General features: G+C 75.1%; 23 protein-coding genes and 1 tRNA gene. 14 read left to right on the top strand and 10 right to left on the bottom strand.

Going from position 1 to position 23,840, the window contains the following annotated elements:
• Positions 1-5 precede the first annotated feature (5 nt).
• Positions 6-869, bottom strand: coding sequence for an SCO6745 family protein (locus HLV61_RS01730; RefSeq protein ID WP_369252349.1), 864 nt, complete (start codon positions 867-869; stop codon positions 6-8).
• Entirely contained in the window at positions 866-1,393 is a 528-nt protein-coding gene (locus HLV61_RS01725) for an HNH endonuclease (RefSeq protein WP_369252347.1), read from the bottom strand. Before HLV61_RS01725 ends, HLV61_RS01730 begins: the two co-directional genes overlap by 4 nt.
• Before the next feature lie 201 nt (positions 1,394-1,594).
• Between HLV61_RS01725 and HLV61_RS01720 the strand changes: the two genes are divergently transcribed.
• The 6 genes from HLV61_RS01720 to HLV61_RS01695 all read left to right on the top strand — a co-directional run bounded on the left by HLV61_RS01720 (position 1,595) and on the right by HLV61_RS01695 (position 9,767).
• Positions 1,595-3,700: a prolyl oligopeptidase family serine peptidase gene (locus HLV61_RS01720; RefSeq protein ID WP_369252345.1), complete on the top strand. Its 2,106-nt coding sequence runs from the start codon at positions 1,595-1,597 to the stop codon at positions 3,698-3,700.
• A 14-nt stretch (positions 3,701-3,714) separates the two neighbouring features.
• Positions 3,715-4,746, top strand: a complete 1,032-nt coding sequence (locus HLV61_RS01715) for a mechanosensitive ion channel family protein (protein WP_369252343.1) — start codon at positions 3,715-3,717, stop codon at positions 4,744-4,746.
• Positions 4,743-6,023: an MFS transporter gene (locus tag HLV61_RS01710; RefSeq protein WP_369252341.1), complete on the top strand. Its 1,281-nt coding sequence runs from the start codon at positions 4,743-4,745 to the stop codon at positions 6,021-6,023. The genes HLV61_RS01715 and HLV61_RS01710 overlap by 4 nt, the downstream gene beginning before the upstream one ends.
• Entirely contained in the window at positions 6,020-6,418 is a 399-nt protein-coding gene (locus tag HLV61_RS01705; RefSeq protein ID WP_369252339.1) for a globin, read from the top strand. The genes HLV61_RS01710 and HLV61_RS01705 overlap by 4 nt, the downstream gene beginning before the upstream one ends.
• Before the next feature lie 72 nt (positions 6,419-6,490).
• On the top strand, positions 6,491-8,083 hold the full coding sequence (locus tag HLV61_RS01700; RefSeq protein WP_369252337.1) for a glycoside hydrolase family 13 protein: 1,593 nt from the start codon (positions 6,491-6,493) through the stop codon (positions 8,081-8,083).
• 148 nt (positions 8,084-8,231) lie between these two features.
• Positions 8,232-9,767 carry an ATP-binding cassette domain-containing protein gene (locus tag HLV61_RS01695; RefSeq protein ID WP_369252335.1) on the top strand — a complete coding sequence of 512 codons (1,536 nt, stop codon included), beginning with the start codon at positions 8,232-8,234 and terminating at the stop codon, positions 9,765-9,767.
• A gap of 119 nt (positions 9,768-9,886) precedes the next feature.
• Here the strand turns inward: HLV61_RS01695 and HLV61_RS01690 are convergent, their stop codons facing one another.
• Positions 9,887-10,255: a hypothetical protein gene (locus HLV61_RS01690; RefSeq protein ID WP_369252333.1), complete on the bottom strand. Its 369-nt coding sequence runs from the start codon at positions 10,253-10,255 to the stop codon at positions 9,887-9,889.
• A 532-nt stretch (positions 10,256-10,787) separates the two neighbouring features.
• On the opposite strand from HLV61_RS01690, the gene HLV61_RS01685 reads away from it, so the two are divergent.
• The 4 genes from HLV61_RS01685 (at position 10,788) to HLV61_RS01670 (ending at position 13,274) form a co-directional block, all read left to right on the top strand.
• On the top strand, positions 10,788-11,351 hold the full coding sequence (locus tag HLV61_RS01685) for a biotin transporter BioY (RefSeq protein WP_369252331.1): 564 nt from the start codon (positions 10,788-10,790) through the stop codon (positions 11,349-11,351).
• Between the two features lie 62 nt (positions 11,352-11,413).
• Positions 11,414-12,088 (top strand): energy-coupling factor ABC transporter ATP-binding protein, encoded by a 675-nt coding sequence (locus tag HLV61_RS01680; RefSeq protein WP_369252329.1) that lies wholly within the window; start codon positions 11,414-11,416, stop codon positions 12,086-12,088.
• A complete protein-coding gene (locus tag HLV61_RS01675) occupies positions 12,085-12,750 on the top strand; it encodes an energy-coupling factor transporter transmembrane component T family protein (RefSeq protein WP_369252327.1) in 666 nt (221 codons plus the stop codon). Before HLV61_RS01680 ends, HLV61_RS01675 begins: the two co-directional genes overlap by 4 nt.
• On the top strand, positions 12,747-13,274 hold the full coding sequence (locus HLV61_RS01670; protein WP_369252325.1) for an MOSC domain-containing protein: 528 nt from the start codon (positions 12,747-12,749) through the stop codon (positions 13,272-13,274). The genes HLV61_RS01675 and HLV61_RS01670 overlap by 4 nt, the downstream gene beginning before the upstream one ends.
• 39 nt (positions 13,275-13,313) lie before the next feature.
• Here the strand turns inward: HLV61_RS01670 and HLV61_RS01665 are convergent, their stop codons facing one another.
• Positions 13,314-14,435 (bottom strand): class I SAM-dependent methyltransferase, encoded by a 1,122-nt coding sequence (locus HLV61_RS01665; protein WP_369252323.1) that lies wholly within the window; start codon positions 14,433-14,435, stop codon positions 13,314-13,316.
• A gap of 117 nt (positions 14,436-14,552) precedes the next feature.
• Here HLV61_RS01665 and HLV61_RS01660 point away from each other — a divergent pair, with 117 nt between their 5' ends.
• Positions 14,553-14,996, top strand: coding sequence for a YccF domain-containing protein (locus HLV61_RS01660; RefSeq protein ID WP_369252321.1), 444 nt, complete (start codon positions 14,553-14,555; stop codon positions 14,994-14,996).
• 9 nt (positions 14,997-15,005) lie between these two features.
• Here the strand turns inward: HLV61_RS01660 and HLV61_RS01655 are convergent, their stop codons facing one another.
• On the bottom strand, positions 15,006-15,419 hold the full coding sequence (locus HLV61_RS01655; protein ID WP_369252319.1) for an acyl-CoA thioesterase: 414 nt from the start codon (positions 15,417-15,419) through the stop codon (positions 15,006-15,008).
• Positions 15,420-15,503: 84 nt separating this feature from the next.
• Here HLV61_RS01655 and HLV61_RS01650 point away from each other — a divergent pair, with 84 nt between their 5' ends.
• The gene (locus HLV61_RS01650) at positions 15,504-15,932 is read left to right on the top strand and encodes a protein-tyrosine phosphatase family protein (RefSeq protein WP_369252317.1); all 429 of its coding nucleotides are present in this window, start codon (positions 15,504-15,506) and stop codon (positions 15,930-15,932) included.
• Between the two features lie 97 nt (positions 15,933-16,029).
• On the opposite strand, the gene ettA is transcribed toward HLV61_RS01650, so the two are convergent.
• Together ettA and HLV61_RS01640 are read right to left on the bottom strand one after the other, a co-directional pair.
• Entirely contained in the window at positions 16,030-17,700 is a 1,671-nt protein-coding gene (gene ettA, locus HLV61_RS01645) for an energy-dependent translational throttle protein EttA (RefSeq protein ID WP_369252315.1), read from the bottom strand.
• 115 nt (positions 17,701-17,815) lie between these two features.
• On the bottom strand, positions 17,816-18,361 hold the full coding sequence (locus HLV61_RS01640; RefSeq protein ID WP_369252313.1) for a single-stranded DNA-binding protein: 546 nt from the start codon (positions 18,359-18,361) through the stop codon (positions 17,816-17,818).
• Positions 18,362-18,541: 180 nt separating this feature from the next.
• Between HLV61_RS01640 and HLV61_RS01635 the strand changes: the two genes are divergently transcribed.
• Positions 18,542-18,614: transfer RNA gene (locus HLV61_RS01635), tRNA-Arg, on the top strand.
• Positions 18,615-18,632: 18 nt separating this feature from the next.
• On the opposite strand, the gene HLV61_RS01630 is transcribed toward HLV61_RS01635, so the two are convergent.
• On the bottom strand, positions 18,633-20,024 hold the full coding sequence (locus HLV61_RS01630; RefSeq protein WP_369252311.1) for an MFS transporter: 1,392 nt from the start codon (positions 20,022-20,024) through the stop codon (positions 18,633-18,635).
• A gap of 238 nt (positions 20,025-20,262) precedes the next feature.
• Positions 20,263-21,681 carry an ATP-binding protein gene (locus tag HLV61_RS01625; protein ID WP_369252309.1) on the bottom strand — a complete coding sequence of 473 codons (1,419 nt, stop codon included), beginning with the start codon at positions 21,679-21,681 and terminating at the stop codon, positions 20,263-20,265.
• 296 nt (positions 21,682-21,977) lie between these two features.
• Here HLV61_RS01625 and HLV61_RS01620 point away from each other — a divergent pair, with 296 nt between their 5' ends.
• A complete protein-coding gene (locus HLV61_RS01620) occupies positions 21,978-22,676 on the top strand; it encodes a DUF4333 domain-containing protein (protein WP_369252307.1) in 699 nt (232 codons plus the stop codon).
• Positions 22,677-22,714: 38 nt separating this feature from the next.
• Here the strand turns inward: HLV61_RS01620 and HLV61_RS01615 are convergent, their stop codons facing one another.
• Positions 22,715-23,749 (bottom strand): LLM class flavin-dependent oxidoreductase, encoded by a 1,035-nt coding sequence (locus HLV61_RS01615; RefSeq protein ID WP_369252305.1) that lies wholly within the window; start codon positions 23,747-23,749, stop codon positions 22,715-22,717.
• Positions 23,750-23,840: the final 91 nt, after the last annotated feature.

Here is a 23,840-nt window from a genome sequence, read left to right as displayed (position 1 = left end):
CCCGCTCACGTGACGTCGGGGGGGACGCCGATCGGGTTGCGGTCCGGGAAGAGCCCGGCGGCGACGACGGCGCGGCGCACCGGCACCAGCAGCTCGGCGAGGCGGTCGCAGCGGGGGTCGCCGAGGGCCCGCCACGGCGCGAGCGCGAGGCGGTCGGTGTCGGCCTCGATCGCGGTGACCATCGCCAGGCCCTCCGCGGACAACTGGTCGCCGTCGAGCCAGCCGCGGCCGGCCAGCTCCCCGGTCGCCGCCGCCCACGCGTCGTCGTCCCACCCGCGGGCCTTCTGCAGCCACTCGCGGTCCACCCGGCCGGCCGCGGCCACCAGCACGTGCGCGCCGACGCCGGAGACCTCCCGGCCGACCAGCGCCACGGTGTGCCCGTCGCCGCGGTGCTCGCGCAGGGTGGTGAGCGACTGCCACAGCCCCAGGTGCGGGTCGTCCGGCTCGCCCACCGCCGCGTTCGCCGCCGCCAGGGGCCGGCCGGGCAGGTCGACCGCCCCGGCGGCGATCCGGGCCAGCTCCGCGGCCTCGGCCGCCTCGGCCGAGGCCGCCCACTCCCCCAGCACCCGGCGCACCGTCGCGTCGACGCCGGCCAGCCGGGCCGCCAGCGCCTCGGCCGGCGTCACCGCCGACCACACCGCGGGCACGCGGCGGGCCACGAAGGACGGCGCGAAGTTGACGAAGGTCGCCGTGACGACCTCCGGTCCGACCGGCCCGAGCGGCGCCGCGCGCATCGCGAAGTAGGCCGACCAGAAGCCCGACAGCCCGGCCGCCTCCGCCGCGGCCCGCGACTCGGCGGAGAAGTACGTGAGCGCGTGGTACGGCTCGGCCAGCGCCCAGAGCCGGCGCGCGGTCCCTGCAGAGGTCACGCCGACACACTCTCGGGCACACCGAGCCACTCCCGCCAGCGCGGGTCGACGGTCCGGGCGCCCAGCAGCCGCCAGGCCGCCCCGCTCGGGGTCCGCGGCGGGTTCGGCAGCTTCCACCCGAGCTCGGCCAGCGAGCGGTCGGCCTTGGTGTGGTTGCACCGGCGGCAGGCGGCCACGACGTTGTCCCACGTGTGCGTGCCGCCCCGGCTGCGTGGCACCACGTGGTCGATGCTGGTCGCGGAGCCGCCGCAGTAGACGCAGGTCTGCCCGTCACGGGTGAACACCGCGCGGCGCGACAGCGGGACCTGGGCCGGGTAGGGCACCCGGACGTACCGGGTCAGGCGCACCACCACGGGCACCGGCAGGCTCACCCGCTCGGCGTGCACCACCTCGGCGGCGGCGTCGACCGGGACCGCCTTGTCCGCCAGGACGAGCACGATCGCGCGGCGGCTGGACACCACGCACAGCGGCTCGTAGGTGGCGTTGAGCAGCAGCGTGGCGGCCGTCGTGCCGGACGAGGGCACGGGCAACCGGGGGACGGGGACGGGATCGCGCCGCGGACCTGGGTGGCCCGCCGGCGACGACCCGGACGCGGAACGCGACACGGAGCACCTCCGGGGGCCCCGGACCGCCGTACCGGGGCGGCCCGTGGGCAAGCCCATAGTGCCCTGACCAGGCCCGGTGGCGCGCGTGGGAAGTGCCCGGCCGCCGTTACGGTGGTGCGGGTGCGCTACCCCGACGCCGAGAAGCTCGACCTGGTCGAGGACCTGCACGGCCACCGTGTGGCCGACCCCTACCGCTGGCTGGAGGACGCCGGCGACCCCCGGACGCAGGCGTGGACCGCCGCCGAGGACGCCCTCACCGCCGACGTCCTCGGCGCGCTGCCGCTGCGCGCCGACCTCGCCGCCCGCCTCGAGCGGCTCGTGCACGCCGGCGCCGTCGGCGTCCCGGTGCACCGCGGCGGCCGGGCGTTCTCCACCCGCCGCGACCCCGGCCAGGAGCACGCCCTCCTCCGGGTCCGCGAGCCCGACGGCTCCGTCCGGGTGCTGGTCGACCCGATGGCGGTCGACCCCGCCGGGACGACGACGCTCGATGCGTGGTCGCCGTCGTGGGAGGGCGACCGGCTGGCCTACCAGCTGTCCACCGGCGGCGACGAGGAGTCGCGGCTGTACGTCCTCGACGTCGCCACGGGTGAGCAGCTCGACGGGCCGGTCGACCGCTGCCGCTACTCCCCCGTCGCGTGGCTGCCCGGCGGCGAGGAGCTGTTCTACGTCCGCCGCCTGGCGCCCGGGCAGGTACCCGCCGGCGAGGAGCAGTTCCACCGGCGGGTGTGGCGCCACCGGGTCGGCGGGGACCCCGGCGGCGACGTCCTCGTGCACGGGGAGGGGCTCGACCCCACCAACTACTACGGCGTGCGGGTCAGCGCCGACGGCCGCTGGCTGGCCGTGTCCGCCTCGGCCGGTACCGCGCCCCGCGACGACGTCTGGCTGGCCGACCTGTCCGGGGACGCCTCGTTGCGCGAGTTCCAGGTGGGCGTGGACGCGCAGACCGCCGCCTGGGTGGCCCGCGACGGCCGGCTGTGGCTGATGAGCGACCGCGGCACGCCGCGCTGGCGGCTGGCCGTCGCCGACCCCGCCGACCCGGCCACCTGGCCGGTGGCGGCGTGGACCGACGTCGTCCCGCAGTCCGACGACGGCGTGCTGTCCGACGTCGCGCTGGTCGACGGCGCGGACGGGTCGCTGCAGGTGCTCGCCGTCCACTCCGTCGACGCCACCGACCGGCTCTCGGTGTGGGCCGCCGACGGCTCGGGCCGGCTGGCGGAGGTGACCGGCCTCGGGGTCGGCAGCGTCTCCGGCGTGAGCGCACCGCCCGAGGGCGGTACGACGGCGTGGGTCGGGTACACCGACCACGCCACCCCGCCGTCGGTGCTGCGCTGGGACGCCGCCGAGCCGACGGCGCTCGCGGAGGACGAGCGCGCCCCCGTGGCCGGCGAGGTGCCGCAGGTGACCGTCGTGGAGACGCACGCGACCTCGCCCGACGGGACGCCGGTGCACCTGTTCGTGCTGTCCGGCACGGGCGGGCCGGACACCCCGCGGCCGACCGTCCTCTACGGCTACGGCGGGTTCAACGTGGCGCTGACGCCGGGCTACTCGGCGCAGGCGCTGGCCTGGGTCGCCGCCGGCGGGGTGTGGGCGGTGGCCAACCTGCGCGGCGGCTCCGAGCACGGCGAGGAGTGGCACCGCGCCGGGATGCGCGAGCGCAAGCAGAACGTCTTCGACGACTTCGCCGCCGCCGGTGAACACCTGGTCGCCGGGGGCTGGACGACGCACGGGCAGCTGGCGGTGATGGGCGGGTCCAACGGCGGCCTGCTCGTGGGCGCCACGCTCACCCAGCGGCCCGACCTCGCCGCCGGTGTCGTCTGCAGCGCCCCGCTGCTGGACATGGTCCGGTACGAGCGCTTCGGCCTCGGCCGCACCTGGAACGACGAGTACGGCACCGCCGACGACCCGGTCGAGCTCGGCTGGCTGCTCGGCTACTCGCCCTACCACGCCGTGCGGGAGGGCACCGCCTACCCGGCGACGCTGCTCACGACCTTCGAGTCCGACACCCGCGTGGACCCGCTGCACGCCCGCAAGCTCGCCGCCGCGCTGCAGGCGGCGACGAGCGCGCAGGCGCCCGTCCTCCTGCGGCGGGAGACGTCGGTCGGGCACGGCGCCCGGGCGGTCAGCCGCACCGTCGGCCTCGCCGCCGACCAGCTGGCGTTCCTCGCCGCCGCCACCGGTCTGTCCGGCTGGGGCGCGCCACCCTCCTGGTCCCCCGCCCCGACCTGACACCATGGAGAGTGATGACCGCTCCACCCTCCGTGATGACAGCCGCCGCCGACACCGGCCTCGGTGATGCCGCTCCCGCGTGCCTGTCGGACCCGACCACCCTGTGCGCCAAGGTCTACGAGCTGTCCGGCGTGGGCTGGCTGGCCACCAACGCCGAGGCGCTGATCGAGAAGCCGGCGACGATCCTGCTGGTCGTCGTCGTGGCCTTCGTGGTCCGGCTGCTGCTGCACCGGGCGATCCGGCGGCTCACCGACCGCACCGCCACCGGCTCGATGCCGACGATCCTCCGGCCGTGGCGCAACCGCGTCCGGTCCGCCGACCCCGACGGGGTGGAGACGATCGCCCAGCGGCGCACGCAGCGGGCCGAGGCGATCGGGTCGGTGCTGCGCAGCATCGCGTCGTTCGTCGTCATGGGCATCGCCGTCGTGCTGGTGCTCGGCGAGCTCGGGGTCAACCTCGCGCCGATCATCGCCAGCGCCGGCGTCGTCGGCGTCGCCCTCGGCTTCGGCGCGCAGAACCTGGTCAAGGACTTCATCGCCGGGATCGGGATCATCCTGGAGGACCAGTACGGCGTCGGGGACGTCGTCGACCTCGGCGAGGCCAGCGGCACGGTCGAGGCGGTGGGCCTGCGGATCACCCGGCTGCGCGACGTCAACGGCGTCGTCTGGTACGCCCGCAACGGCGAGATCCTGCGCGTGGGCAACAAGAGCCAGGGCTACGCGCAGGTCGTCATCGACATGCCCGTCGCACACGACACCGACCTCGACCGCTGCCGCCGGGTGATGCAGGAGGTCGCCGACGGCATGTCCGCCGAGGAGGAGTGGGCGGCGGTGCTGCTCGGCGAGCCCGAGTCCCTCGGCGTCGAGCAGATCACCGCCGGAGGCGTGTCCATGCGGGTGCAGGTCCGCACCACCAACGCCGACCAGTGGCGGGTCGGCCGGGAGCTGCGCCTGCGGCTCACGGAGCGCTTCGCCGCCGAGGGCATCCGGACGCCGCCCCCGCTGATCGGCACGGCCAACGGCGCCACGGCTCCCGGCGCCCGATGAGCTCCGGGGCCGTCCGGCCGGCGACCTTCCGCGAGGTGTTCGCCGTCCGCGAGTTCCGCCCGCTGTTCGGCACCTACACGCTGTCGACCATCGGCGACGAGCTCGCGCGGGTCGCCCTGACCGTCCTCGTCTACCAGCGCACCGACTCGCCGCTGCTGGCGGCGTTCACCTTCGCGCTCGGCTTCCTGCCGTGGGCGCTGGGCGGGCCGGTGCTCGCCACGATCGCCGACCGCTTCCCGCGGCACCGGGTGCTGATCACCAGCGACGTCGTCCGCGCCGTCCTGGTCGCCGGCATGGCGGTGCCCGGGACCCCGCTGCCCGTGCTGCTGGCGCTGCTGTTCCTCGTCTCGCTGTGCGCACCACCCTTCGAGTCGGCCCGCTCGGCCCTCATGGCCGACGTGCTGGAGGGCGAGCGGTACGCCGTCGCCACCTCCCTGACCAACGTCAGCCTGCAGATGTCCCAGGTCGTCGGCTTCCTCGCCGCCGGCGGGCTGGTCACCGTGCTCAGCCCCTCGGCCGTGCTGCTGGCCGACGCGGCCACCTTCGCCGTCTCCGCCGTCTGGCTCACCCTCGGACTGCAGCGGCGGCCGGCGCCGACCCAGGACGTCGCGGAGCCGTCGTCGGTGTGGCGGGAGGCCGGTGAGGGGCTGCGGCTGATCGGCGGCAACCCACGGCTGCTGGCCATCATCGCCCTGCTGTGGGTGGGCACCCTGTTCACCAACGCCGCCGAGGGCATCGCCGCCCCGCTCACCGACGAGCTCGGCGAGCGGGCGGTGCAGGTCGGCGTGCTGCTCGCCGCCCAGCCGCTGGGGACGACCATCGGCGGCCTGGTGCTCGCCCGGCTGCTGGGGACGGCGCGCAGCGACCGGCTGATGCCGCTGCTGGTCGGCCTGTCGCTGGCGCCGGTGCTGCTGGCCGGGCTGGTCGCGGCGAGCGCGGGCCCCGGCCGGGCCGCCTACGCGCTCGTGGTCGGGCTGATGTTCGTGTCCGGGCTCGGCGCCTCGTGGAGCATCCCGCTCAACGTCGCCTTCGTGCAGGCGGTGCCGCCGGCCTACCGCGGACGCGCCTTCGGCGTCGCGGTCAGCGGGCTCTACGGCATCCAGGGGGTCGGGGCGCTGGCCGCCGGGCTGGCCGCGGAGGGGCTCGCGCCGAGTGCCGTGGTCGCGCTGGCCGGCGGGGTCGGCCTGGTCGCCGTCGTGCCGCCGCTGCTGGCCTACGGGCGGACGAGGGGCGCCGTGGCGCAGGAGAGCCCGGCTGCGGGACCATCGGTGTCATGAGCGAGGCGAGCCGGTCCCTGCCCTCGGCGCGGGCCTTCTACGACGAGGTCGGCGGCGAGCCGACCTTCCGCCGCCTCGTCGCCCGGTTCTACGCCGGCGTCAAGGCCGACCCGGTGCTCGCGCCGCTCTACCCCCAGGACGACTGGGAGGGCGCCGAGACCCGCCTGCGCCGCTTCCTCGAGCAGTACTGGGGCGGCCCGACCACGTACTCGCAGGAGCGGGGTCACCCGCGCCTCCGGATGCGGCACGCCCCCTTCGCGATCGGCGAGGCCGAGCGCGACGCGTGGCTGCGGCACATGCGCGACGCGGTCGACAGCCTCGAGCTCGACGACGAGCAGGACGGCACCCTGTGGGCCTACCTGACGATGGCCGCCCACAGCATGCAGAACCGGTAAGGACCCCGTCCCCCTCACGCCTCGCACGCTCGGCGCGAGCCTCCGGACGGGGCCGCAACAGCAAGGAGCCCGGTGAGTTCCCTCACCCCTGCCCGCACGTTCCGCCGCAGCGACGCCGACTGGTGGCGCGACGCGGTCTTCTACCAGGTCTACATCCGCAGCTTCGCCGACGGCAGCGGCGACGGCGTCGGCGACCTCGCCGGGATCCGCGCCCGGCTGCCGCACCTGGTCGACCTCGGCGTCGACGCGCTGTGGATCACGCCCTTCTACCCCTCGCCGATGGCCGACCACGGCTACGACGTCGCCGACCCGCGCGACGTCGAGCCGGTCTTCGGCGACCTCGCGGAGTTCGACGCGCTGCTGGCCGAGGCCCACGCCGCCGGCATCCGGGTGACCGTCGACCTGGTGCCCAACCACACCTCCGACCGGCACGCGTGGTTCGCCGAGGCGCTGGCCTCCCCGCCCGGCTCGGCCGCCCGCGCCCGGTACCTGTTCCGCGACGGCCGCGGCCCCGACGGCGTGGAGCCGCCGAACAACTGGCCCTCGGTGTTCGGCGGACCGGCGTGGTCGCGGGTGCCCGACGGCCAGTGGTACCTGCACCTCTTCGCGCCGGAGCAGCCGGACCTGGACTTCACGGACCCCGAGGTGCTCGCCGACCTCGAGACGACAATGCGGTTCTGGCTGGACCGCGGCGTCGACGGCTTCCGGATCGACGTCGCCCACGGCATGGCCAAGCCCGCGGGGCTGCCGGACATGGAGCCGATGGAGGACACCAACCTGCTCGACGACCACGGCCCCGGCGACCTGCGGTTCGACGACGACGGCGTGCACGACGTCCACCGGCGGGTCCGCGCCGTGCTCGACGAGCACCCCGGCACGATGGCCGTCGGCGAGGTGTGGGTGTCCGACGACGACCGGCTGGCCGACTACCTGCGCCCCGACGAGCTGCAGCTGGCCTTCAACTTCAAGCTGCTGACCGCGGACTGGACCGTCGAGGACCTGCGCGACGCCGTCGTCCACTCGCTGGCCACCGTCGCCGGCGTCCCGGCACCTGCCTGCTGGGTGCTGTCCAACCACGACCGGCCCCGGCACGTCACCCGCTACGGCGGCGGCGCGCTGGGCACCCGGCGGGCGCGGGCCGCGGCGCTGCTGCAGCTGGCCCTCCCCGGTGCGGCCTACGTCTACAACGGCGACGAGCTCGGCATGCCCGACGTCGACCTGCCCGACGAGGTCCTGCAGGACCCGATCTGGGAACGCTCGGGGCACACCGAGCGCGGCCGCGACGCCTGCCGCATCCCGGTGCCGTGGTCGGGCACCGGGCCCTCCTACGGCTTCTCCGCGCGGCGGGACACCTGGCTGCCGATGCCCGAGGGCTGGGGGCCGCTGACCGCCGAGGCGCAGGCCGCCGACCCGTCGTCGACGCTGTCCCTGTACCGGGCCGCGCTCGCCCTGCGGGCCGCCGCACCGGCGTTCGTCGGCGAGTCGCTGGAGTGGCTCCCGGCGCCCGCCGGCTGCCTGGCGTTCCGCCGTCCGGGCGGCCTGGTGTGCCTGCTCAACCTCTCCCCGCAGGCGGTGCCGCTGCCCGAGGGACGGGTCCTGCTGGCCAGCGACGACGTCACCGGCGGGACCCTGCCGGCCGACGCGGCGGTGTGGCTCCAGGCGTAGTCCCGGCGGGCCCGGCGTCCCCGCGCTCGGGAGGCGCCGAACCCGGGCGCGGGTAGCATCCGTCTCGTAACGAGGCGTCACGGGAGACGCTGCACACGGTCGACCGGCCCGTCGTCGGGGACCCATCTCCGGGGAGGCTCGCCCGCCCATGGCGCTGCTGCAGGTCGAGGGGCTGACGAAGTCGTTCGGCGCCCGCCGCGTCCTGCGGGACGTCGCCTTCGCCCTGGACGAGGGCGAGATCGTCGGGCTGGTCGGCACCAACGGTGCCGGCAAGTCGACCCTCGGGGACGTCGTGGCCGGCATCACCGCGGCCGACTCCGGGGTCATGACGCTGCAGGGCCATCCGTACGCGCCGCTGTCGGCGGAGGACGCCCGCCACCTCGGCGTCGGCGTCGTCCAGCAGCTCGTGCACATCGACCCGGGCCTCACCGTGGCGCAGGCCGTCTTCCGCGGCACGGCCCGGGCCGGGCGCCCCCAGGAGGAGCTGCGCCGGCAGGCCCAGGTGCTGCTCGCCGAGGTGGCGCTCGACGTCGACCCGGACACGCTGGTCGGGGAGCTGCCGCACTTCGTGCACGGCCTGGTCGAGACCGCCCGCGTGCTCGCCGAGGACACCCGGATGGTCGTGCTCGACGAGGTGTCCGCACCGCTGCTGCCCTCGGAGGTCACCAGCCTGCACGCCGTCGCCGCCCGGCTGAGCCGGCAGGGCCGCGGCGTGCTCTACATCAGCCACCGGCTGCCGGAGATGCTCGAGGTCGTCGACCGGGTGCTGGTGCTGCGCGACGGCCGGATCGCCGTGGACTGCCCGGCCGCGCAGATGGACCCGGTCCGGCTGGCCGCGGAGACCGTGGGAGAGCCCGTGACGCCGCCGGCGCCGCGGATCGCGTCGGTCCCCGCGCCGGCCCGGGCCGAGGACGTCCCGGCGCGCACCACGCCGCGGCCGGCCGCCTCCGACGAGGTCGTGCTCCGGGTCCGGAACCTGCGGGTGCCCGGCGCGGTCGAGGGCGTGGACCTGCTGCTGCGCCGCGGCGAGGTGATCGGGCTGACCGGGCACCGCTCCTCCGGCGTCCGCGAGATCGCCGGCGCCCTGTCCGGGGAGCTGCCGGCCATCACCGACGAGCTCCTGCTGCACGGGGAGCAGCGCTCGCTGGGGTGCACCGACGACGGCTCGCTCGCGCTCCCGGTGTACCGCCCCGACGAGGACGCCTACGGGGTCGACCCCGGCGAGACCATCGCCCGCACGCTCACCCGGGAGGCCTGGGGCTCGCTGACCGACCTGCGCAAGGAGATCGCCACCCTGCGCGGGGTCATCCGGACGGTGCACGAGATGGACGTCAAGACGATGAGCATCCGCACCGTCTTCGGCGCGCTGTCCGGCGGCGACCAGCACAAGCTCGCGCTCGCCCGGTGGATGTCGGCCTCGCCGCGCGACGTCGTCGTCCTGCACGAGCCCACCCGGGGCCTCGACGTCCGGGCCCGCCGGCAGGTCCGCCGGCTGCTCGACGAGGCGACCGGGCACGGGGCCTCGGTGGTCGTGGTCTCGGTGGACCCCGACGAGCTGGCCGAGTGCTGCGACCGCGTCGGCATCGTGGCCGGGGGCCGCGTGGCGCGGTGGATCGACACCGGCGAGCTCGCCGTCGACGCGGTGCGCGAGCGCATCGTCGAGGCCGCCACCGCGGCTGCCTGAGCGGCACCGCCCGAGCGCCACCGCCTGAGCCCCGCCTCCTGAGCACCGCCGTGCCGGGCCGACACCCTCCCCGGCCCCGTCCGGGTCGGGCGTCGGCCCGCCTGCTCACGTGCGCACGGTCAGACGGCGACGGTGACGGCGACCGCCCGCAGCTTGTGCCGGGCCAGCGCCAGGTTCGCGGTCACGCGGTCGAGCACGAGGTAGATGAACAGGCCGGAGTTGCCCTGGCCCTTGAGCACGTTGATGAGGTGGTACTGGCTGCCCAGCGTGATGAGGATGTCCTCGACCTCGTCCTTGAGCTCGAGGTCGCTGATCGTGCGCAGCTTGGCGCGCACCACGTTGGAGTTGCCGGCGGCGGCCACGTTGAGGTCGAAACCGGGGGTGCCACCGGAGGCGAGGGCCATGCCGCTGTCGATGTCCACGATCGCGGCGCCGTTGGCGCCCTCGATCGCGAGCAGGTCGGCGATCACGTTGTCGAGCGTTGCCACGGATGGGGCTCCTGTCGTCTCGAGAGGGGGACGCAGCGGGGTGCTGCGCACCGGGTCGGGAGACCCGGCTCGGCCGGACGGACCGGACGTCTGGGGAGGGGCGGCGGCCCCGGGCGGCGGGGCCGCCGGAGCGTCGTCCGCGGGCCCGGCCGGGACCGGGTGCGGGACCTGCGGCGGGACCGCGTCGTCGACGACGACGGCCGGCTGGGCGGGGGCGGGACGGACCGGTGCTGCCGGCCGCTGCTCCGGGAGGAGCGGCCGTGGCTCGTGGCGTCCCCTCTGCCACAGCGACGCCCACCACCCGGTTGCCATGCTCCAGTCCCGCCCTGTTCCCGCGTCCGCCGAAGGCCTCAGCCACCTCAGACAACACGCCTCCGGCAGGCGGGGCAAACCGGCCGGCGTCTCTGCAGGTGAGCGCGTCGACACCGTCGGCAACCGCCCGGAGGAGCCGCCGGGCCCGTCTCCCCCGTCCCTCCGGTACCTTCCGCCAGGACCGCGCGGGCCCACCCGCTGCCTCTCGCAAGGAGTCACCGTGAAGACCCGGGACCTCGCCTACGTCGCCCTCTTCGCCGCCGTCATCGCGGCGCTGGGGACCCTGCCGGCGATCACCGTCGGCCCGGTGCCGATCACCGCCCAGACCCTCGGCGTGATGCTGGCCGGCAGCGTCCTGGGCGCCCGCCGCGGCTTCCTCGCCGTGCTGCTGTTCCTCGTCCTGGTGGCCGTGGGGCTGCCGCTGCTCGCCAGCGGCGCCGGTGGCCTGGCGCCCTTCGCCGGGCCGACCGCCGGTTACCTCGTCAGCTGGCCGGTGGCCGCGTTCGTCATCGGCTGGCTGACCGAGCGCTCCTGGGACCGCTACGACGTCCTGCGGGGCACGCTGTTCAACGTCGTCGGCGGCATCGTCGTCGTCTACGCGATCGGCGTCCCGGTGCTCAAGGCGGTCACGGGCGTGGAGTGGGGCCCCGCGTTCTGGACCGGCGCGGCCCCGTTCGTCCTCGGCGACCTGTTCAAGGCCGTCGTCGCGGCGGCCATCGCCGACGTCGTGCGGCGCAGCTACCCCGTCATCGACCGTCCCCGCCGGACCGCCGGCAGCCGGTGAGGTTCCGCCGTCCCGGTCCGGCACCCGCCGCGGACGACGTCGCGGACGCGGGGCGCGGCATCATGCTGCGCGGGGTCTCCCACCGCTACGGCGACCGGGGCGTGCTCGACGGCCTCGACCTGACCCTGACCGAGGCGAGGATCGGCGTCGTCGGCGCCAACGGGTCGGGCAAGAGCACCTTCGCCCGGCTGCTCAACGGCCTGGTGGTGCCGTCGGAGGGGCGGGTGCTCGTCGACGGCCTGGACACCCGCACCCAGGTGCGCGCGGTGCGGCGCCGGGTCGGGTTCGTGTTCCAGGACCCCGATGCGCAGATCGTGCTGCCCACGGTGGCCGAGGACGTCGCCTACGGGCTGGAGAACCAGGGCGTGCCGCCGGACGAGCGCGCGGCCCGCGTCGCCGAGGTACTGGATCGTTACGGCCTGGCCGGGCACGCCGACCACCCCGCGCACCTGCTCTCCGGCGGGCAGAAGCAGCTGCTGGCCATCGCCGGGGTGCTGGTCATGCGCCCGGCCCGCATCGTGTTCGACGAGCCGACGACGCTGCTGGACCTGGTCAACGCCCGCCGGGTCGCCGAGCTGATCGCCGGCCTCGAGCAGCAGGTCGTCGTCGTGACCCACCAGCTGGACCTGCTCGACGGCTTCGACCGGGTGCTGGTCGTCGACCGGGGCCGCGTGGTCGAGGACGCCGCCCCCGGCCCGGCCGTGGCCGCCTACCGCGCGCTGATGGCCGACCGGTGACCCTCGCGCTGTACGTCCCGCGGGCCGGCGTCGTCCACCGGCTGCCGGCCGGCGTCAAGCTGCTCGCCCTCGCCGTGCTGGCCGCCGCGCTGTTCGTGCTGCCCACGCCGACCGCGGCCGGCGCGGCGCTGCTCGGGACGCTGGCCGTCGGGCTGGTCCTCGCCCGGCTGCCGGTGGCGGTGCTCGCCCGGCAGGCGTGGGCGGTGCGGTGGTGGCTGCTGGCGCTGTTCGTCGTGCACGCGCTGACCACGGACCTGCGCACCGGCACCCACGTGGCGCTGCGGCTGCTGACACTGGTGCTGGCGGCGGCCGTGGTGACGGCGACGACGCGGGTCAGCGAGATGGTCGCGGTGGTGGAGTGGCTGTGCGCCCCGCTGCGGCTGGTCGGCGTCCGGCCGGCGCGCGTGGGCCTGGCGATCGCCATGGCCCTGCGGTTCATCCCGGTGCTCGTCGAGCGCGCCGACCGGATCCGCGAGGCGCAGGCCGCCCGCGGCGGGTCCCCGCGCGGCGTACGCGCGCTGCGGGCCACGGTCGCGCCGCTGCTGGTGCAGGTGCTGCAGATGGCCCACGACGTCAGCGAGGCGCTCGACGCCCGCGGCGCCGACGACGTCCCGCCCCCGCGCCGCCGCCGGCGCTCCCCCGCCCTGGAGGTCCCGCGATGACCGTCGTCGAGATCTGGCTGACCCCGACCGCCGCCGCGCCGATGCGGCGGGTGCCCTCCGCGCGGCTGGTCGCCGGACGCGGGCTGGAGGGCGACCGCTACGCCCTCGGCGGCGGTACCTGGGCGCGGTACCCCGACCTGGAGAAGCAGCTGACGCTGATCGACGGCGCCGACGTCGCGGCGGTCGCGGCCGAGGCCGGCGTGCCGCTGACACCCGGGGACACCCGCCGCAACCTGGTGACCGCCGGCGTCGACCTGCCCGCGCTGGTGGGCCGGTGGTTCGCCGTCGGCGACGCGCTGCTGTTCGGCATGAAGCGCTGCCCGCCGTGCACCCACCTCGAGCGGCTCACCGGCGCCCGGCTGGTCAAGGCGATGGTGCACCGCGGGGGGATCAACGCGGCGGTGTTCGCCGGCGGCGAGGTCACCGAGGGTGCGGGAGTCCGGGCGGTGTCCGAGGAGGAGGCCGCCCGCCGCGGGGCACCGACCGGCGCCGACCGGCCGGTGCCCCGCCTCGTCGCCGGCTGAGGCGGGTGAGAACACGAGCAGCTCAGAGCACGAGGCGGCTCAGAGCACGAGGCGGTAGAAGCGCAGGAAGTCGTCCTCGACGTCGAGGACCTCGACGTCGGCGAAGCCCGCCTCCCGGGCGTAGCGGCGCAGCGTGTCCGGGCGCATGACCGTCCCGGTGGCCGCCGACGGCCGGTGCGAGAGTCCGTCGGCCAGGCAGCAGGCCAGGCTGTAGCCGTACATCAGCCGCTCGATCTCGTCGCCCGGGGCGGTGAACCGCTCGGCCACCCGCTCGTCGACGACGAGCACCGTCCCGCCGGGGCGGACCAGCCGTCGCATGGCGGCCAGCACCGACACCGGGTCGGACAGGTCGTGGATGCACTCGAACGCCGTCACCAGGTCGTAGCCGGCCGCGGCGTCCACCGTGGCGGCGTCGGCGAGGTGGTGGTGCACCCGGCCGGCCACTCCGGCCTCGGCGGCGTTGCGGCGGGCGGCCTGCACCGAGGGCTCGTCGACGTCGAACCCGTCGACGGTCGCCGTCGGGTAGGCCTGCGCGATGCCGACGGACGACCAGCCGTGACCGCAGCCGACGTCGGCGACCCGCCCGCCGCGCCGCAGGGCCGCGTCGACGTCGGGGATCGACGGCAGGTACGTGCTGCCCAGGCGGCCGAGGAACAGCGGGCGGTTGGCGGCGGCCTGCGCCTCGCGCACCTCGGCGCCCTGCTGCGCCCACGAGACGCCGCCGCCGGTGCGGTGCGCCTCGGCGAGCGCGTCGACCTGGCGGCCGGCCGCCACGACGAACCGGACGAGCGGGACGAGGTGGTCGCTGCTGAGCACGTCGAGCAGCGGCGCCTCGTGCCCGCGGGGCAGCCGGAAGCGGCGGGCCAGGGCGTCCCCGGGGCGGGCGGGGTCGTCCTCGGCGGTGAGGATGCCGGTGACCGCCTGCTGCTCGAGCCACTCGCGGACGTAGCGCTCGGCGGTCCCGGTGCGGGCGGCCACCTCGGGAGAGGTCGAGGCGCCGTGCTCGGCGAGGTCGCGGTAGTAGCCGAGACGGTCGCCGAGGTACACCGCCTGCGCGTCGAGGACGGCGAGCACGGTGTCGAACAGGCGCGCGGCCAGGGCCTCGGTGGCGGTGGGGTGCGGGACGTCGTCGGTGTCGGGTGCGCGGGTGTCGGTGGTCATCGCGGACGTGCTCCTCTCCGGGCCCCGGCGCGGTCGGCCGACCGCGCCGGCGCGGCCGATCCTGGTCCCGGCGGCCTCGCCGCGGAACCCGGCGGCGTCGCGGTCCGTGGACTGGACGTGGACACACTCCGGACGTTGCTCAACCTGGTCTGGCTCGTGCTGCACGGCTGGCTGCTCGCGCTGGCCTACGCGCTCGCCGGGGTGCTGGCCTGCCTGCTGGTGGTGACCATCCCGTTCGGCATCGCCGCGTTCCGGCTGGCCGGCTTCGTCGTCTGGCCGTTCGGGCGGACGACGGTGCGGGCTCCCGGCGCCGGCGTCGCCTCGGCGCTGGGCAACCTGGTGTGGTTCCTGGTGGCCGGCTGGTGGCTGGCGCTGGTGCACGTGGTCGCCGGGATCGCCTTCTGCGTGACGATCGTCGGCATCCCGTTCGGCATCGCGTCGTTCAAGCTGGCCGCCGTCGGCCTGTTCCCGCTGGGCAAGCGGGTGGTCGAGACCGCTCCCCCGCGCGACTGGATGCACGCCGGCAGCGGCGTCGTGCAGGGCGCACCGGCCCGCTGGTGAGGACGGGCGTCAGTCGCCCGGCTCGTCGGTCCAGCGGGCGAGGAACTCCTTCTCGTCCGGGGTCAGCCGGCGCGGGCGCTCGATCGAGAAGTCGAAGGGCACCAGCAGCGTGCTGCCGGTGACCGCCAGGTGCTCGTGGTCGAAGACCTCGTAGTGGCAGGTGAAGGCCGCCGCCCGGATCCCCGACACCCAGATCTGCACGTCCAGCGGCCGGGAGGAGTAGACGACGGGGAGCTTGTAGGCGATCTCGTGGGCGGCCACGACCGTGCCGCGGCGCAGGCCGGTGCGCTCCTCCAGCGAGGCACGCTCGAAGAACAGCGCCACGCGCGCCATCTCGAAGTACTGCAGGTACACCACGTTGTTGACGTGGCCGTAGGCGTCCATGTCCGACCAGCGCATCGGGACCTGCACCGTGTACCGCACGGTCCGACACCCTGCCGCACGGCGCCCGGTGCCGTCGACGCCGGGCGGGCGCACCGTCCCGCCGGACCGTCCTACCGTGCCGTCGTGGACCTCTGGGACGACGGCACACCGGGCGTCGTCGACCTGCCCTCCGGACGCCGGGTCCGGGGCCGCGGGCTCCGCCGTCCGCTGCCCCCCGGGCCGCCCCCCTCCTTCGGCGTGTACCTGCTGGGGCGGCCCGCACCGGTCCTCGGCTGGGAGAACCGCTGGGTGCGGTGGCCGGACTTCCGGCTGCCCGCCGACCCCGGGGACCTGCACGCCGCGCTGGCCGAGGCGTGGGAGCGGTCGGCGACCGAGCGGGTCGAGATCGCCTGCGGCGGGGGCACCGGCCGCACCGGGACGGCGCTGGCGTGCCTGGCCGTCCTGGACGGGGTCCCCGCCGGGGAGGCCGTGGCGTTCGCCCGCCGGCACTACCGGCCCCGTGCCGTCGAGACGCGGAGGCAGGCGCGGTTCGTGGCCGCGTTCCCGCCCTGAGACGGCGACGGCCGGCCGGAGCAGGTGCTCCGGCCGGCCTGTGAGGGCCCCCCTCCTCAGCCCTCACACGCTCGGGCCGAGCCTCGGGAGGAGGCCGTCAGTCGCGGCTGAGCTTGCGGTAGGTCGCGCGGTGCGGACGCGCGGCCTCCGGGCCGAGCCGGTCGACCTTGTTCTTCTCGTAGTCGGCGAAGTTGCCCTCGAACCAGAACCACTTGGACTCGCCCTCGTAGGCGAGGATGTGGGTGGCCACCCGGTCGAGGAACCACCGGTCGTGGCTGACCACCACGGCGCAGCCGGGGAAGTCCAGCAGCGCGCCCTCGAGGCTGGTGAGCGTCTCGACGTCGAGGTCGTTGGTCGGCTCGTCGAGCAGCAGCAGGTTGCCGCCCTGCTTGAGGGTGAGGGCCAGGTTCAGCCGGTTGCGCTCTCCGCCGGAGAGCACGCCGGCCGGCTTCTGCTGGTCGGGGCCCTTGAAGCCGAACGCCGCGACGTAGGCCCGCGAGGGCATCTCCACGTTGCCGACCTTGATGTGGTCGAGGCCGTCGGAGACGACGTCCCACAGCGTCTTCTTGGGGTCGATGCCGCTGCGGGACTGCTCGACGTAGCTGACCTTGACCGTCTCGCCGACCTTGATGTCGCCGTCGTCGGGCTTCTCCTCGCCGACGAGCATCTTGAACAGCGTGGTCTTGCCCGCGCCGTTGGGGCCGACGACGCCGACGATGCCGTTGCGCGGCAGCGTGAAGGACAGGTCGTCGATCAGGAGCCGGTCGCCGAAGCCCTTGGTGAGGTCCTTGGTCTCGACGACGATGTTGCCCAGCCGGGGGCCCGGCGGGATCTGGATCTCCTCGAAGTCCAGCTTCCGGGTCTTCTCGGCCTCGGCGGCCATCTCCTCGTAGCGGGCCAGGCGGGCCTTGCTCTTGGCCTGGCGCGCCTTGGCGCCGGAGCGCACCCACTCCAGCTCGTCGGCCAGCCGCTTCTGCCGCTTGGCGTCCTTGGCGCCCTCGACCTTCAGCCGCGCGGCCTTGGTCTCCAGGTAGGTGGAGTAGTTGCCCTCGTAGGGGTAGGCCCGGCCGCGGTCGAGCTCGAGGATCCACTGGGCGACGTTGTCGAGGAAGTACCGGTCGTGGGTGACGGCGACGACGGTGCCGGCGTACTTCTCGAGGTGCTGCTCGAGCCACGCGACGCTCTCGGCGTCGAGGTGGTTGGTGGGCTCGTCGAGCAGCAGCAGGTCCGGCGCCTCGAGCAGCAGCCTGCACAGCGCGACGCGGCGGCGCTCACCCCCGGAGAGGACGGTGACGTCGGCGTCGCCGGGCGGGCAGCGCAGCGCGTCCATGGCCTGCTCGATCCGGGCGTCGAGCTCCCACCCGTCGTGGTTCTCGATGACCTCCATGAGCTCGCCCTGCTCGGCCAGCAGCGAGTCGAAGTCGGCGTCGGGCTCCCCCATCGCCGCGCTGACCTCCTCGAAGCGGGTCAGCGCGTCGCGCAGCGGCTTGACCGCCTCCTCGACGTTGCCGCGGACGTCGAGCTCCTCGTTGAGCGGCGGCTCCTGCAGCAGGATGCCGACCGAGGCGTCCGGCGCCAGCATCACGTCGCCGTTGGAGGGCTGCTGCATGCCGGCCATGATTTGGAGGACGGTCGACTTGCCCGCGCCGTTCGGCCCGACCACGCCGATCTTGGCGCCGGGCAGGAAGGACAGCGTGACGTCGTCCAGGATGACCTTGTCGCCGTGCGCCTTGCGCGCACGGACCATGGTGTAGATGTACTGAGCCACTGGGCCTTCGAGCCTTCCGTCGGTGCGGTGTCGATGCGCAGGGAGGGGCGGGCCGGTGCGTGCACCGGCCCGCCCCCGTGCGTCCTCGGCCCCGATCCTCCCAGTCCGCGGGCGGCTACTGCAGAGCCGGTTCCGGCAGGGCGTGCAGCGCCGTGTCCAGCGGGTGGTCGAACGCGCTGTCGGGGGCGCCGTCGGCCGGGGACGAGTCGGGATCCAGCTCGTACAACGGCACACCCGCCCCGGGATAGTCCCGCTCCCCGGCGTCGGCCGGCGGCTCGTCCCCCTGCGGGGTGGCGGTCGCGGCCCGCTGCGTCTTGCGGAAGTCGGCGGTGCCGCGGCTGAGGTCGAACCCCACCGCCATGGCCCGGACCTTCGTCCGGCTGCGGCGTCCCGAGTCGGACTCCCACTCGTCGGTGCGCAGCGTGCCGCGGACGATGACCGGGTCGCCCTTGCTGACGCTGTGCGAGACGTTGCCGCTCAGCTCGCCCCAGCACTCGACGTCCACGAAGAACCTCGCACCGTCGACGAAGCCCTGCACGGTGCTGTCGTAGCGCCGCTCGGTGGAGGCCACCCGGAAGTTGGTGACGCTGCCGTTCTGCGTGCGGTTGCGGGTGGGTGAGGTGACGACGTTGCCGGTCACGGTGATCTCGGTGGTGCTCACGGTGCTCCTCGGGTCTGCGGGAGCCGGCACGGTGCCGGTCCGCCGTCGACCCTGGTGCCGACGCGGGGCCGGCGGCGCCCCGGTCGGCGACCTGTGGAGCACGCCTCCCCTGTGGACGGCGGGCGCCCGGGGTGTCACCGGGTCACCCCGCCTCCGCGGAGGTGTCATCATCGCGGCCGAGCGCCCGTAGCTCAGCGGATAGAGCAGGTGCCTTCTAAGCACTTGGTCGCAGGTTCGAGTCCTGCCGGGCGCGCTCCGGTCGTCGCGGCCGTCAGGTCCTGGACCGCGGCTCACCCGGGGCCGTCGTCGGCTCCGTCCTCCGGGTGCCGGGACCCGACCTGCCGCGGATCTCGTCCTTGGTGCGCGTCTCGCGCAGGGCGAGCGCCGAGAGGAACGTGATCAGACCCATCAGGGCGATGTAGGCCGACACCGAGGCCGACGTGCCCGTGGCGGCCAGGAGCGCGGTCATGAGGAACGGTGTGGCGCCGCTGACCAGGATGGCGGCCAGCTGGTAGGCCAGCGAGGCCCCCGAGTAGCGGATCCGCGGCTCGAACAGCTCCGCCAGGTAGGCAGCCAGGGGACCGTAGGTGAGGGAGGACCCGATCAGCCCGCCGACCAGCGCCAGGAAGATCAGTGGCAGCGAACCGGTGTCGATCAGCCAGAAGAACGGGAACGCCCACAGGGCGATGACCGCCGCGCCCAGCAGGATGGGGGGCCGGCGGCCGATCCGGTCCGACGCCACCCCGCTGAAGTAGATGACGAACACGGAGATCGCCGAGGCGGCGAGCGTGACGGAGAGCAGCTCGTCGCGGTCGACGCCGAGCTCGCGGGTGGCGTAGTCCAGCACCCCGGCGATGCTGATGTAGAAGATCGCGTTGGTGCCGAAGAGCAGTCCCGCGCCGAGCAGCACCGGCCGGCGGTGCTCGCGCACGACCTCCATGATCGGCGCCTGCGCCACCTGGGGCTCGGGAGCGTGGTCGTGGTGCTCCTGCAGCTGACGGAAGACCGGGGTGTCCTCGACCCGCAGCTGGATGAACATGACCACCGGGAGCAGCACGGCGCTGGCCAGGAACGGGATGCGCCAGCCCCAGGAGAGGAAGGCCTCGGGGCTCACGGTGGCGCTCACGACGAGGAAGACGACGTTGCCCAGGATGACGCCGATGGGGACGCCCATCTGACCGAAGGTGCCCGCGCGCCCCTGGCGGTCCCGCCCGGCGTTCTCGGTGAGCAGGAGGATGACCCCGCCCCACTGCCCGCCGACCGCGATGCCCTGCAGGAAGCGCAGCACGACGAGCGCGATCGGCGCGAGCACGCCGATCGAGTCGGCCGTCGGGAGCAGGCCGATGAGGAAGGTGGCCGACCCCATCAGGATCAGGCACGTGACGAGGGCCGGCTTGCGGCCGACCTTGTCCCCGAAGTGGCCGAAGACCAGGCCCCCGATCGGACGGGCGATGAAGCCGGCCCAGAAGGTGCTGAAGGCCAGCAACGTGCCGATGAGCGGCGAGGCGTTGGGGAAGAAGAGCTCGCCGAACACCAACGCCGCCGCCGTGGCGTAGATGAAGAAGTCGTACCACTCGATCGAGCTCCCGATCAGTCCCGCGGCCATCAGCTTGCGCAGCGACCGACGGTCGAGGGCGGGAGTGTCGTGTCCTGGAGGTGTCATGGCCGTCCCTGTCGCCATCACGGGGGGCGCCGTCGACCGCGCCGGCAGGCTGGAGGTCCAGCGTGCCGCGGGTGACCGACGGCGGGAGGCGGCCCGCGTCTGGGCCGCGTCCGGCTGTGTCGACTGCTCCGACGTCCGGACGGGCATTCTGGCATCCGGGAGAGCGTGACGCCGAGTCGAACGGACGACCGGCGCCTCCCGGCACGTGGTCGCGGGTCCGGGTCCTGCCGGGCGCCGGTCAGCCGGCGGTCCCGGCCGCCGGTCGTCCCCGCGCGGCGGGGCCGACGGACGGCAGCCGGACCCGGAACACCGTCTCGCCCGGCCGGGGGTCGACGCCGATGTCGCCGCCGTGGCGCTCGACGATCCGCCGGGAGATGTCCAGGCCCAGGCCGGTGCCCTCGCCGACGCCCTTCGTCGTGAAGAACGGGTCGAAGGCGTGCGCCCGGACCTCCTCGGTCATGCCGGCGCCGGTGTCGCCGACCTCCACGACCACCGCGCCCCGCTCCCAGCGGGTCCGCACGCGCAGCGTGCCCGCGCCGTCCATGGCGTCGAGGGCGTTGTCGACCAGGTGGGTCCAGAGCTGGTTGAGCTCACCGGCGAGGGCCTGGATCCGGGGGACGTCGGCGGCGTACTCCCGCACCACGGTCACGCCCGCGGGGATCCGGTGGGCGAGCGTCCTCAGCGTGCTCTCCAGGCCCTCGGCGACGTCGGTCCGCTGCATCGAGGCCCGGTCCAGCTGCGAGTAGGACCGGACGGCGGCGACCAGGTCGGAGATCCGGCGGGTGGACTCCTTGACCTCGGCGAGCAGGCCCCTCGCCTCCAGCGTGCTGGCCACCCACTCCAGACCGGCGGCCAGGGCCGGCTCCCCCACGACCTCCTGCAGCCGCTCGCACCAGCCGACGTCGGCGCCGGCGGCCGCGAGCTCCGGGCCCAGGACCCAGTCCCGCGCCACGCCGTGCCGGGTCAGCCAGTCCGACAGGGCGTCCTCGCGGTCGGCCAGCGCCATCAGGTCCTCACCGGGCGGCGCGGAGCCGAGTTCCTGACGCAGCGCGTCGACCCCGGTGAACTGGCCGGCGGTCACGGGGGCGGCGGCGAGCCGGCGGAGCGAGGTCAGCATGCCGTCGCACGCCTCGGCGAGGGCGTCGACGGCGCGGGTCGCCGCGGCGGCGGGGTTGTTCAGCTCGTGGGCCAGCCCGGCCGCCAGCGTGCCCAGCGCGGCGAGTGCCTCGCGCTGCCGGGCCATCGTCTCGTAGTTGCGCGCCGACCGGGAGACTCCCTCGGTGAGCTGCAGGCCGAGGGGGAAGCGCGCCGTCCAGATCCTGCGCAGCTCCGCGGCCGGGACGCACAGCACCCGACCGGCCGTGGCGGCGCGGCCGGTGGCGAGGTAGGCACCGTGCTCGTCCCAGGCGCGGAACCCGCCGGCCCAGCGTCCCGGCACGTCCATGCTCCCGAGCTGCGTCTCGTCCCGCCCGACGTGCCGGACGAGGTCGATGCCGCCGTCGAGCAGCACCCACCAGGAGTCGGCCGGGTGGTTCTCCTGGAACAGGACGTCGCCGGGCTCGAAGGAGACCTCGGTCCCCGCCGCCAGCAGGTCCTGCAGCTGGTCGTCGCCGGTGCCCTCGAAGAGGGCGATCCGCCGCAGCTCGCCGCGCCCCATCGCGACCTCCTGACCAGCCGCGGCGCGCCCGCACCGTTGCGGCCACGGCACCACGGGAAGGAGCGGATGGAAGCACGCGGGGGCACCTGAGCGGGTCGGTCGGGCACGCGGCCGGACCGACACCCTGCCCCGGGCCGACCGTGCGTCAGGCGGTGTGCACGCCGGGTCACCCGCAGCGGTCCGGCCGTCGCTGGCACCACGTTGCAAGTGGGATCGAAGGCTGCCGCAAGCGGGCGGCGGCACGGTTCTCCCGAGCACCCGGGGACGGCCCCGGGGACCGCACCGAGGAGTCTCTCGTGACCCAGGTCCACGACCCCCGCAACACCGCCCAGCCGCACGGCCCCGCCCCGCAGGGACACGCGCCTCAGGCACACGGCCCGTACGCCCCGCCGCCCTTCCCCGCGCCGGCCGGTCACGGCGGCCCCGGCTTCCCGCCCGCGGGCCCCGGCTTCCCGGCCGGCCACGGCGGGCGGAGGAAGACCGGCGCGATCGTCGGCAGCATCGTCGCGGTGCTGGTGCTCGTCGGGCTCGGCGTCGGCGCGTTCTTCCTCTTCGGCTCGAAGGTCCTCGACACCGCCGAGGCCGAGCGGCAGATCGCCGCGATCGCCCAGGAGCAGGCCGGCGTCACCGTCACCGACGTCAGCTGCCCCGACGACGTCGAGCTCGCGGCCGGCACGGTCACCACCTGCACCGCCTCGCTCGAGGGCCAGGAGGTCACCTTCACCGTCGAGCAGACCGACGACGAGGGCAACGTGACCATCGACAGCGACCAGACCTACGTGCACGTGGCCGACGTCGAGGCCGCGCTGGCCGAGCAGTTCGCCGCCAGCACCGGCCTGGAGGTGGTCTCCAGCTGCGACGGCGGCGACCACACCGTGCTCGTCGCCGAGGACGGCCTGACGCTGCAGTGCCAGGTGGCCGCGGCCGACGACCCGAGCGACAGCGCCGTCGTCACCGCGACGCTGGACGGCGAGGGCAACGTCAGCTTCGAGTGACCCCGCCGCCGAGCGCCGGGCCCGCCGGGGTCCGGCGCTCAGCGCTGTCCGGCGGGCACCCAGCCGATCGCCGGGGCGACGTGGCGGGCCACGTTCTCCAGGAGCCGGGCGTTGTACTCGACGCCGAGCATGTTGGGGACGGTGAGCAGCAGGGTGTCGGCCTCGCGCACGGCGGCGTCCTTGGCCAGCTCCTCGGCCAGCTGGTCGGGCTCGCCGGCGTAGCTGCGGCCGAAGCGGGCGCGCACGCCCTCGAGCAGCCCGACCTGGTCGGCCGAGCGGCGCTCGTCGCCGAAGTAGGCGCGGTCCAGGTCGGACACGATCGGGACGACGCTGCGGCTGACCGAGACCCTCGGCTCGCGGTCCCACCCGGCCTCGGCCCAGGCGGCGCGGTAGCGGGCGATCTGCTCGGCCTGCAGCTCGTCGAAGGGCACGCCGGTGTCCTCGGACAGCAGCGTGGAGCTCATCAGGTTCATCCCCTGGCGGGCCGCCCACTCCCCCGTCGCCCGGGTGCCCGCGCCCCACCAGATGCGGTCGGCCAGGCCCGGCGACTGCGGCTGGATCGCCAGCCGGCCGCGCGCGCCGCCGGTCATCCCGGGGTCGGCGTCGACGACGGTGGCGCCACGGATCGCGGCCAGGAACAGCGCCGTCTTCTCCCGCGCCAGGTCGGCGTCGCCGGAGCCCTCCGGCGGGACGTAGCCGAAGGCCTCCGAGCCGCGCAGCGCCGTCTCCGGTGAGCCGCGGCTGATGCCGAGCTGCAGGCGGCCGTCGGAGAGCAGGTCGGTGGCCGCCGCCTCCTCGGCCATGTACAGCGGGTTCTCGTAGCGCATGTCGACGACGCCGGTGCCGACCTCGATGCGCGAGGTCCGCGCGGCCATGGCGGCCAGCAGCGGGAACGGCGAGGCGAGCTGGCGCGCGAAGTGGTGCACCCGCACGAAGGCGCCGTCGAGGCCGAGCTCCTCCGCGGCGACGGCGAGCTCCACGGACTGCACGAGGGCATCCCGCCCGGTGCGCACCTGCGACCCCGGCAGCGGCTGCCAGTGGCCGAACGACAGGAACCCGATGCGCTTGTCCACGCCGCCCTCAGCGCGATCTGCGGGGTCGGTGTTCCCGGTGGGACTCGCGGTCACGCGATGTGACCGACTGACCACGACTCTCCGTGCACCG

This window comes from Geodermatophilus amargosae, from assembly GCF_041028265.1.
Lineage (GTDB): Bacteria > Actinomycetota > Actinomycetes > Mycobacteriales > Geodermatophilaceae > Geodermatophilus > Geodermatophilus amargosae_A.
Note: the sequence above shows the minus strand (reverse complement) of the source record. Positions and strands in the feature narration are given on the sequence as shown.

What these genes read in the sequence shown, in the direction of transcription:
- HLV61_RS01715 (WP_369252343.1), top strand. Translation starts at nt 3,715, where the DNA reads ATGACCGCTCCACCCTCCGTGATGACAGCCGCCGCCGACACCGGCCTC.
- HLV61_RS01710 (WP_369252341.1), top strand. Translation starts at nt 4,743, where the DNA reads ATGAGCTCCGGGGCCGTCCGGCCGGCGACCTTCCGCGAGGTGTTCGCC.
- HLV61_RS01705 (WP_369252339.1), top strand. Translation starts at nt 6,020, where the DNA reads ATGAGCGAGGCGAGCCGGTCCCTGCCCTCGGCGCGGGCCTTCTACGAC.
- HLV61_RS01695 (WP_369252335.1), top strand. Translation starts at nt 8,232, where the DNA reads ATGGCGCTGCTGCAGGTCGAGGGGCTGACGAAGTCGTTCGGCGCCCGC.
- HLV61_RS01680 (WP_369252329.1), top strand. Translation starts at nt 11,414, where the DNA reads ATGCTGCGCGGGGTCTCCCACCGCTACGGCGACCGGGGCGTGCTCGAC.
- HLV61_RS01670 (WP_369252325.1), top strand. Translation starts at nt 12,747, where the DNA reads ATGACCGTCGTCGAGATCTGGCTGACCCCGACCGCCGCCGCGCCGATG.
- HLV61_RS01665 (WP_369252323.1), bottom strand. Translation starts at nt 14,435, where the DNA reads ATGACCACCGACACCCGCGCACCCGACACCGACGACGTCCCGCACCCC.
- HLV61_RS01630 (WP_369252311.1), bottom strand. Translation starts at nt 20,024, where the DNA reads ATGACACCTCCAGGACACGACACTCCCGCCCTCGACCGTCGGTCGCTG.
- HLV61_RS01625 (WP_369252309.1), bottom strand. Translation starts at nt 21,681, where the DNA reads ATGGGGCGCGGCGAGCTGCGGCGGATCGCCCTCTTCGAGGGCACCGGC.